The sequence below is a fragment of the Streptomyces sp. NPDC003011 genome (genome assembly GCF_053591515.1).
Map to the genome: position 1 here is coordinate 24,458 of NZ_JBSFTY010000100.1, position 6,830 is coordinate 31,287.

At 71.7% G+C, this 6,830-nt stretch carries 7 protein-coding genes and 1 pseudogene; 1 reads left to right on the forward strand and 7 read right to left on the reverse strand.

The window, feature by feature from the left end; all coding sequences use genetic code 11:
- Positions 1-82: 82 nt before the first annotated feature.
- The 6 genes from ACWD0J_RS35410 to ACWD0J_RS35435 form a co-directional block, all read right to left on the reverse strand.
- Positions 83-1,228, reverse strand: coding sequence for an LLM class flavin-dependent oxidoreductase (locus tag ACWD0J_RS35410; RefSeq protein WP_451499968.1), 1,146 nt, complete (start codon positions 1,226-1,228; stop codon positions 83-85).
- 25 nt (positions 1,229-1,253) lie between these two features.
- Positions 1,254-2,438: an SfnB family sulfur acquisition oxidoreductase gene (locus ACWD0J_RS35415; protein WP_451499969.1), complete on the reverse strand. Its 1,185-nt coding sequence runs from the start codon at positions 2,436-2,438 to the stop codon at positions 1,254-1,256.
- 5 nt (positions 2,439-2,443) lie between these two features.
- Positions 2,444-2,998 carry an NADPH-dependent FMN reductase gene (gene ssuE / locus ACWD0J_RS35420; RefSeq protein ID WP_451499970.1) on the reverse strand — a complete coding sequence of 185 codons (555 nt, stop codon included), beginning with the start codon at positions 2,996-2,998 and terminating at the stop codon, positions 2,444-2,446.
- 63 nt (positions 2,999-3,061) lie between these two features.
- Positions 3,062-4,279: an acyl-CoA dehydrogenase family protein gene (locus tag ACWD0J_RS35425; protein ID WP_451499971.1), complete on the reverse strand. Its 1,218-nt coding sequence runs from the start codon at positions 4,277-4,279 to the stop codon at positions 3,062-3,064.
- Between the two features lie 53 nt (positions 4,280-4,332).
- Positions 4,333-5,454, reverse strand: coding sequence for a dimethylsulfone monooxygenase SfnG (gene sfnG / locus ACWD0J_RS35430; RefSeq protein ID WP_451499972.1), 1,122 nt, complete (start codon positions 5,452-5,454; stop codon positions 4,333-4,335).
- 190 nt (positions 5,455-5,644) lie between these two features.
- Positions 5,645-5,728, reverse strand: coding sequence for a putative leader peptide (locus ACWD0J_RS35435; protein ID WP_350760414.1), 84 nt, complete (start codon positions 5,726-5,728; stop codon positions 5,645-5,647).
- Between the two features lie 137 nt (positions 5,729-5,865).
- On the opposite strand from ACWD0J_RS35435, the gene ACWD0J_RS35440 reads away from it, so the two are divergent.
- Positions 5,866-6,756, forward strand: coding sequence for a LysR family transcriptional regulator (locus ACWD0J_RS35440; RefSeq protein ID WP_451499973.1), 891 nt, complete (start codon positions 5,866-5,868; stop codon positions 6,754-6,756).
- On the opposite strand, the pseudogene ACWD0J_RS35445 reads toward ACWD0J_RS35440, so the two are convergent.
- Positions 6,737-6,830 (reverse strand): annotated as a pseudogene (locus ACWD0J_RS35445) (ABC transporter permease); the annotation flags it as partial. The gene ACWD0J_RS35440 and the pseudogene ACWD0J_RS35445 overlap by 20 nt on opposite strands.

Here is a 6,830-nt window from a genome sequence, read left to right on the forward strand (position 1 = left end):
CAGGGGCGCGAGAACCGCGGGCACCGCGGGAACCGCGGGACCGGTCGCGGGAAGGGCGCCGCCGACCGGCGCCGCCTCCCTGTCAGCTCGCGAACGGCACCTGGGCGGAGGGCGCGGCCTGCTCGCCGGCGGGGTGGTGCCACACCCCCTGCGCCGCCAGCCGGGGCAGCACTCCCTCCCCGAACCAGTACGCCTCCTCCAGATGCGGATACCCGGACAGGACGAACTCCTCGATCCCCAGCGCGGCGTACTCCCTGATCCGCTCGGCGACCTCCTCGTGACTGCCGACCAGCGCCGTCCCCGCACCCCCGCGCACCAGCCCGATCCCGGCCCACAGGTTGGGGTGGATCTCCAGCCCGTCCCGGCTGCCGCCCCCGTGCAGGGCGAGCATCCGCTGCTGGCCCTCCGACTCGCTGCGGGCGAGTCCGGCCTGTACGGACCTCACGGTCTCCGCGTCGAACCCGGAGAGCAGCCGCTCCGCCTCCGCCCAGGCCTGCTCGGAGGTGTCCCGGGTGATGACGTGCAGCCGGATGCCGAAGCGGAGAGTGCGGCCCTGTCGCGCCGCCAGGCCCCGGATCCACGCGATCTTCCCGGCGACCTGGGCGGGCGGCTCGCCCCAGGTGAGGTACACGTCGACATGCCGGGCTGCCACCTCCCCGGCGATCGGTGAGGAGCCGCCGAAGTACACCTCGGGAACCGGGTCGGGCACCCGGGCCAGTCGCGCGTCCTCGACCCGGAGGTGCTCGCCGTGCAGATCGACGGTCTTGCCCTCCCACAACCCCCGTACGATCTCCAGGAATTCACCGGTACGGCGATACCGCGCGTCCTTGTCGAGGAAGTCGCCGTAGGCCCGCTGCTCGTGGCTCTCGCCGCCCGTGACCACGTTGAGGAGCAGCCTACCGCCGGTCTGCCGCTGGAAGGTGGAGGCCATCTGCGCGGCGAGCGTCGGCGAGACGAAGCCGGGGCGGAAGGCGACCAGGAACTTCAGGCGTTCGCTCTGCTGGGCGACCATGGCGGTGGTCAGCCACGCGTCCTCGCACCAGGCGCCGGTGGGGGTGAGCGCGCCCACGAAGCCCAGATCCTCCGCGGCGCGGGCGATCTGGCTCAGGTAGGCGACCGTGGGCGGCCGGTCCCGTCCGGAGGCGGTGGCCGGGGTGCCGTGGCCGCCGCCGACGACATGGCGGCTGTCGCCGTTGGTGGGGAGGAACCAGTGGAAGGTGAGGGACACGGGGGTCTCCGTTCTGGTGTGTCCGCTAGAGGAGGCCGTGGCGGGGCGGCCGGACGCCGTTGAGCACGTACCGGCCGAGGTGCTGGACCTTCCAGCGGGCGGGGTCGTGCAGGGTGTGGGTGCGGGCGTCGCGCCAGTGCCGGTGCAGGTTGAGGGAGTCGAGCGCGGAACGGGTGCCGGCCACCTCGAACAGGGCGCCCGCGATCTCGACGGCGGTGTGCGCGGCGTGCGCCTTCGCGGCGGCGACGGCGATGGACGCCTCGGCCGCCGACTCGTCGGTCAGATCGGCGCGGGCCGCGTCCACCGCGCGGCCGGCTTCCCGCAGCAGCGCCCGCGCCGCCCTTTCCAGCAGGGCGAGTTCACCGAACCGCTGGATGAGGAGCGGGTCCTCGGCCGCGGTCTCGACCCCGCTCTCGAACCAGGGACGGCTCTTCGTCCGGACGAACGCGACGGCCTCGGCCAGCGCCCCCGAGGCGATTCCCACATCGATGGCGGCGTGCAGCAACTGGGCGACCGCGCCGTGGAGTTGGGGACCCTGGAAGGTGAGGTGGTGCGGGAGCACCCGGTCGGCCGGGACCGGGACCCGCTCCAGGCGGACGGTGCCGCTGGCGGTGGTGCGCTGGCCCATGCCGTCCCAGTCGTCGATCACCGTGAGCCCCGGGGCGTCCCGGGGGACGTACGCGACTCGCAGGGTGTCGTCCTCGGCGCGGGCCAGCACCGGGATCCAGTCGGCGAACAGGGCCCCGGTGGAGTAGTGCTTGACGCCGGTCAGTGTGTACGAGCCGTCGGGGCGGGGCTCCAGGCGGGTGCGGATGTCCTGGACGTGCCGGGTGCCCGCCTCCGACTGGGCGTTGCCGAAGCGGCGCCCGGCGAGGACCTCGCCGAAGAAGAACTCCCGCTGGGCGGGCGTGCCCTGACGACGGATCACGTTGACGTACACGAAGTGGCTCTGCGGGATCTGGGCGAGGCTCGCGTCGGCCGAGGCGAGCAGCCGGAAGGTCTCGGCCAGGGTCTCCTGGGACACGTCCGCTCCCCCGTGCTCGGCGGGCACGGTGACCGCGAGCAGACCGGAGGCGGTGAGACGGTCCAGCTCCGCGCGGGGCAGGCGGCGTTCGGCGTCCCGCTCGGAGGCACCGGTACGGAACGCGTCGGCGAGGGAGCGGGCCACGGTCAGGGCCTCGACGTCGTCGGCGATGACTTTCGCGGTCACGCCGGTCAGCTCGCCGCGGCCAGCAGGGGCGCGCGGCCCAGGGCCGTCGAGAACTGGTCGAGGACCTGGGTGAGCGCCTCGATCGCGGGCGGGGCGACGGTCAGGGAGCCGTCCTCGTGCGCGGTGATGTCCTTGTCGAGGGTGAACCAGCCCTGCACGATGTGCGCCGCGCCCATGGAGCTGAGCACCGGGCGCAGGGCGTAGTCGATGGCCAGTACGTGGGAGGTCGTCCCGCCGGTGGCCAGCGGCAGGACGGTCTTGCCTGCCAGGGCGTACTGCGGGAGCAGGTCCAGCAGCGCTTTCAGGACGCCGGAGTAGGCCGCCTTGTAGACGGGGGTGCCGATGACGACGCCGTCGGCGCGCGCGAAGAGCGCGGTGGCCTCGACGATCGCGGGGTGCCGGAAGTCGGCGCCGAGCAGGGCGTCGGCGGGGATGGTGCGGACATCGAGCGGGATCACCTCGTGCCCCTGGGCGGCGAGACGGGCGTCGAGGTGGCGCAGGAGCCTGCCGGTGCGGGAGGAGGCGGAGGGGCTGCCGGAGACGGACAGAACGGTGGCCATGAGGTCCTCTTTCGGGAGGAAGGGGACGAGGGGGCGCCTTCAAGCGAAGGCGCCCCCGGTCGGTCAGGAGTACCAGGTGGGCTCGGGCAGTTCGCCTTCGAGGAACCAGCGGCCGACCTCGCGGCGCTTGTAGGCGACGGGGTCGTGGAGGGTGTGGGTGCGGACGTTGCGCCAGAACCGGTCGAGGCCCTCGGCGCTGTTCGTGGAGCGGGCGCCGGTCACCTCGAAGATGCGGCTGGTGACCTCCAGGGCGACGTCGGTGGCGCGGGCCTTCACCGCGGCCACCCGCACCTCGAAGTCGCCGCGGGACTGCTCGGTGACGGCGTCGGGGTCGTCGTGCAGCGTCTGCCCTTCGGCGGCGACGGCGTCGGCGAGCGCCTCGGCCGCCCAGAGCTTCGCGGTGAGGTCGCCGTAGGTGTCGATGACGTACGGCTCGTCGACCGCGCGCTCGTGCCCGCCGTGCAGCCAGGACCGCGCCTTCTCGCGGGTGTAGGTGGCGGCCGTCTCCAGCGCGCCGCCCGCGATGCCGAGGTAGAAGTTGACGAAGACGAGCTGGATGGTCGGCACGTTGAGGGTGTTGTACGTGCGCGGCTGGAAGACCTTGTCGACGTATCCGGCCGCCGAGGACCACGGCGTGCGCACGCCGTCGATCGTGACGCTGCCGCTCTCGGTGAGCCGCTGGCCGATGTTGTCCCAGTCGTCGTGGAAGGTCAGGCCCTCGCTGTCGGAAGGCACGATCGCGAAGACGTGCTGGTCGGTGCCGTCCAGGACACCTTCGAGGACGGTGACGTCGGAGACCTTGCTGCCGGTGGAGAAGGACTTGCGGCCGGTGAAGACCAGGTCGTCGCCGTCCTCGGTGACGACGACGTCGCTGTCCCGCGGGTTGACGGCGCCGCCGAAGAACCAGCGGTTGCGGGCGGCCTCCGCCTCGACGTGCTCCCACTGTTCGCGGGTGCCGACCAGACGGGCGGCCCAGTTCCACAGGTAGTGGTAGCCGAGGAGCTGGCCGATGGATCCGTCGGCCTTGGAGACCTCGCGGACGACGCGGTAGGCGGTGGGCCAGTCCTGGCCCGCGCCGCCGTGCTCGACGGGTCCGAGCAGGGTGACCAGGCCGGAGTCCTTGAGGAGCCGCAGCTCGGCGTAGGGGGTGGCGCCGGCCCGGTCGCGTGCGGCGGCGTCGGTGGCGAGGACAGCGGCCACGTCGGCGGCGCGCGCGATCCACTCCTGGGCGGTCTGCGGGGCGGGGCCGGTCTGCCAGTCGGTGGGCGTGACGGTGCTCATGGTGGGGTGACCTCTTTCGCGGTGCGGGGCGGATTGCGGAAGGCGGGAGGTGGTCAGGCGTGAACGGGGACGGACTCGGCCTCGGTGTCCGGGAGTTGGGCTTCCAGCTCCCGCACCAGGGGGAGCACGCGCCGGCCGAAGTACTCGACCTCCTCGTGGTAGTGCAGGAAGCCGAGGAGCAGGAGGTCGACGCCGAGCTTCCTGTAGGCGACGATCCGCTCGGCGATCTGCTCCGGGGTGCCGATGAGGCCGGTGCGGAAGCCGTCGTTGTACTGGACCAGGTCCTCGAAGCCGGAGTCCTGCCACATGCCCTTGCCGTCGGCGGTGGACCGGCCCGCCTGCTTCACGGCCGCGCCAAAACCCTCGACGGCCTCGGTGTCGGCCTTGGCGACGATCTCCCGGAGCGTCTCGCGGGCCTCGGCCTCGGTGTCACGGGCGATGAGGAAGCCGTTGAGGCCGAACTTCGGTGGCGTGCGGCTGACTTCGGCGGCGGACCTGCGGACGTCCAGGAGCTGTTCGCTCACCCCGTCGAAGTCCTTGCCGTTGGAGAAGTACCAGTCGGAGACGCGGCCGGCCATGGCGCGGGCGGCGGTGGAGTTGCCGCCCTGGAAGATCTCGGGGTGCGGGCGCTCAGGGGTGTTGAGCGGCTTGGGCTTCAGGGAGAAGTCGCGCAACCGGTAGAAGTCACCGGCCAGTTCGGCGTGGTCCTCGGTCCAGATCTTTCGCAGGGCGCGGATGAACTCCTCGGAGCGGCGGTAGCGTTCGTCGTGCTCCAGCCAGGGCTCGCCGAGGGCGGTGAACTCGCCCTTGAACCAGCCGGAGACGACGTTCACGGCGAAGCGGCCGTTCGACAGGTGGTCGGCGGTGGCGCCGAGCTTGGCGAGGACGCCGGGATGCCACAGGCCGGGGTGGACGGCGGCGATGACCTTCAGGCGCTGGGTCGCCAGGAGCAGGGCGAGGCTGAAGCTGGTCGACTCGTGCTGGTACTCGGCGCCGTAGCTGGCCATGTAGCGGACCTGGCTGAGCGCGTAGTCGAAGCCGTTGTTCTCGGCGAGGACGGCCAGTTCGCGGTTGTAGTCGTATCCCCAGTCGGTGCGCTGCTCGATCCTGCTGGTGACCAGGCCGCCGCTGACGTTGGGGACCCAATAGGCGAATTTCACGGGCGCTGCGGGCATGCGGAACTCCTGTTGCGGAATACACGGGGAATTCAGGGAACGCCGAATCGGAAAGGCGCGGGAACCGCTGCGTGCAGGCGGTGTTCCTGAACGCAGCCGGTGATCGCCGGATTCGGGCGGTGAAGGGTGAACGCGGCAGACTCCTGCCCCGGGTCAGGGCGGCAGGGCGGGCGCGGAGAAGGGCGGCGGATCAGGCCGCGGCGCAACAGGAGGCGCTGGAGACGCGCGCGAGGTCGACATGGCGTCGCCGCGTGAGGTCCAGTCGCATCTTCATGCCGTCGATGGTGGCAGTCGGCGATGACGGCCGTCAAGGAAAACCCGACCGGTCTCGTATCCCGGACCATTGAATTTCACGAACGTGTGACAGGGAAACCCTTGAACAGGCCGAGGAATCACCCGCATTCTGCTGCCGTGCGTATCGAACAGCTGGAATACATCGCGGCGGTCACCCGGCTCGGTTCCCTGCGCCGGGCGGCGGACGAACTGCGTCTGTCGCAGCCCGCGTTGAGCGAGACCGTACGCAATCTCGAACGGGAGCTGGGGGTGGACCTGCTGGAGCGCAAGCGGTCCGGGGCGACGATGAGCACGGCGGGCCGGGAGCTGCTGCCGTACATCGGGCACGTCCTGGAGGCGGTGGACCGGCTGCGGGCAGCGGCGGGCGAGCAGCACCGCATCAGCCGCATGGTGCGCGTCGGCACGGTGAACGCGGCGACCGTGCCCCTGCTCGTGCCGGTGGTGCGGGAGTTCCGCGCGGCGCATCCGGTCACGCAGGTCGAGGTGGTCGGCGCGCAGCAGACGGACATCCACCGGGCGCTGTCCGAGGGTGGTCTCGACCTCGGCCTGGTCAACCACCTGGACGGGGACGACGTGCCCGCGGGCTTCGAGTCGACACGGCTGCTGTGCGGGAAGCCGGTGGTGTGCGTGCGCCCCGACAGCCCGCTCGCCTCCCGCGCCGTGGTGACGGTGGACGATCTGCTCGCCGAGCCCCTGATCGCGATGCGCTCCGGTTACGTCATGCACCGCTATGTGCACCGGCTCCTGGACGGCCGCGCCCCGTCGTTCTCGTACTCCACCGACGGCGCCGAGATGGGCAAGCTGATGGTCGCCGAGGGGCTCGGGGCGACGGTGCTGCCCGACTTCAGTGTGATCGGCGATCCCCTGGAAAGGCTCGGCACCCTCACCTACCGGCCGCTGGCGGGCGACACGACCAGGGTGCTGCTGATGCTCCAGCGCCGCCGTGCCGAGTCGGTGCCGAGAGCGGCGCAGGATCTGTACGAGGGGCGACGGTCAGCCGGATGGTGACCGGGAACGCCGTCGCCATCAGCTCGGTGACCTTCTGGCCGTTGAACGCGGTGCCGAAGTCGCCGGTGAAGACG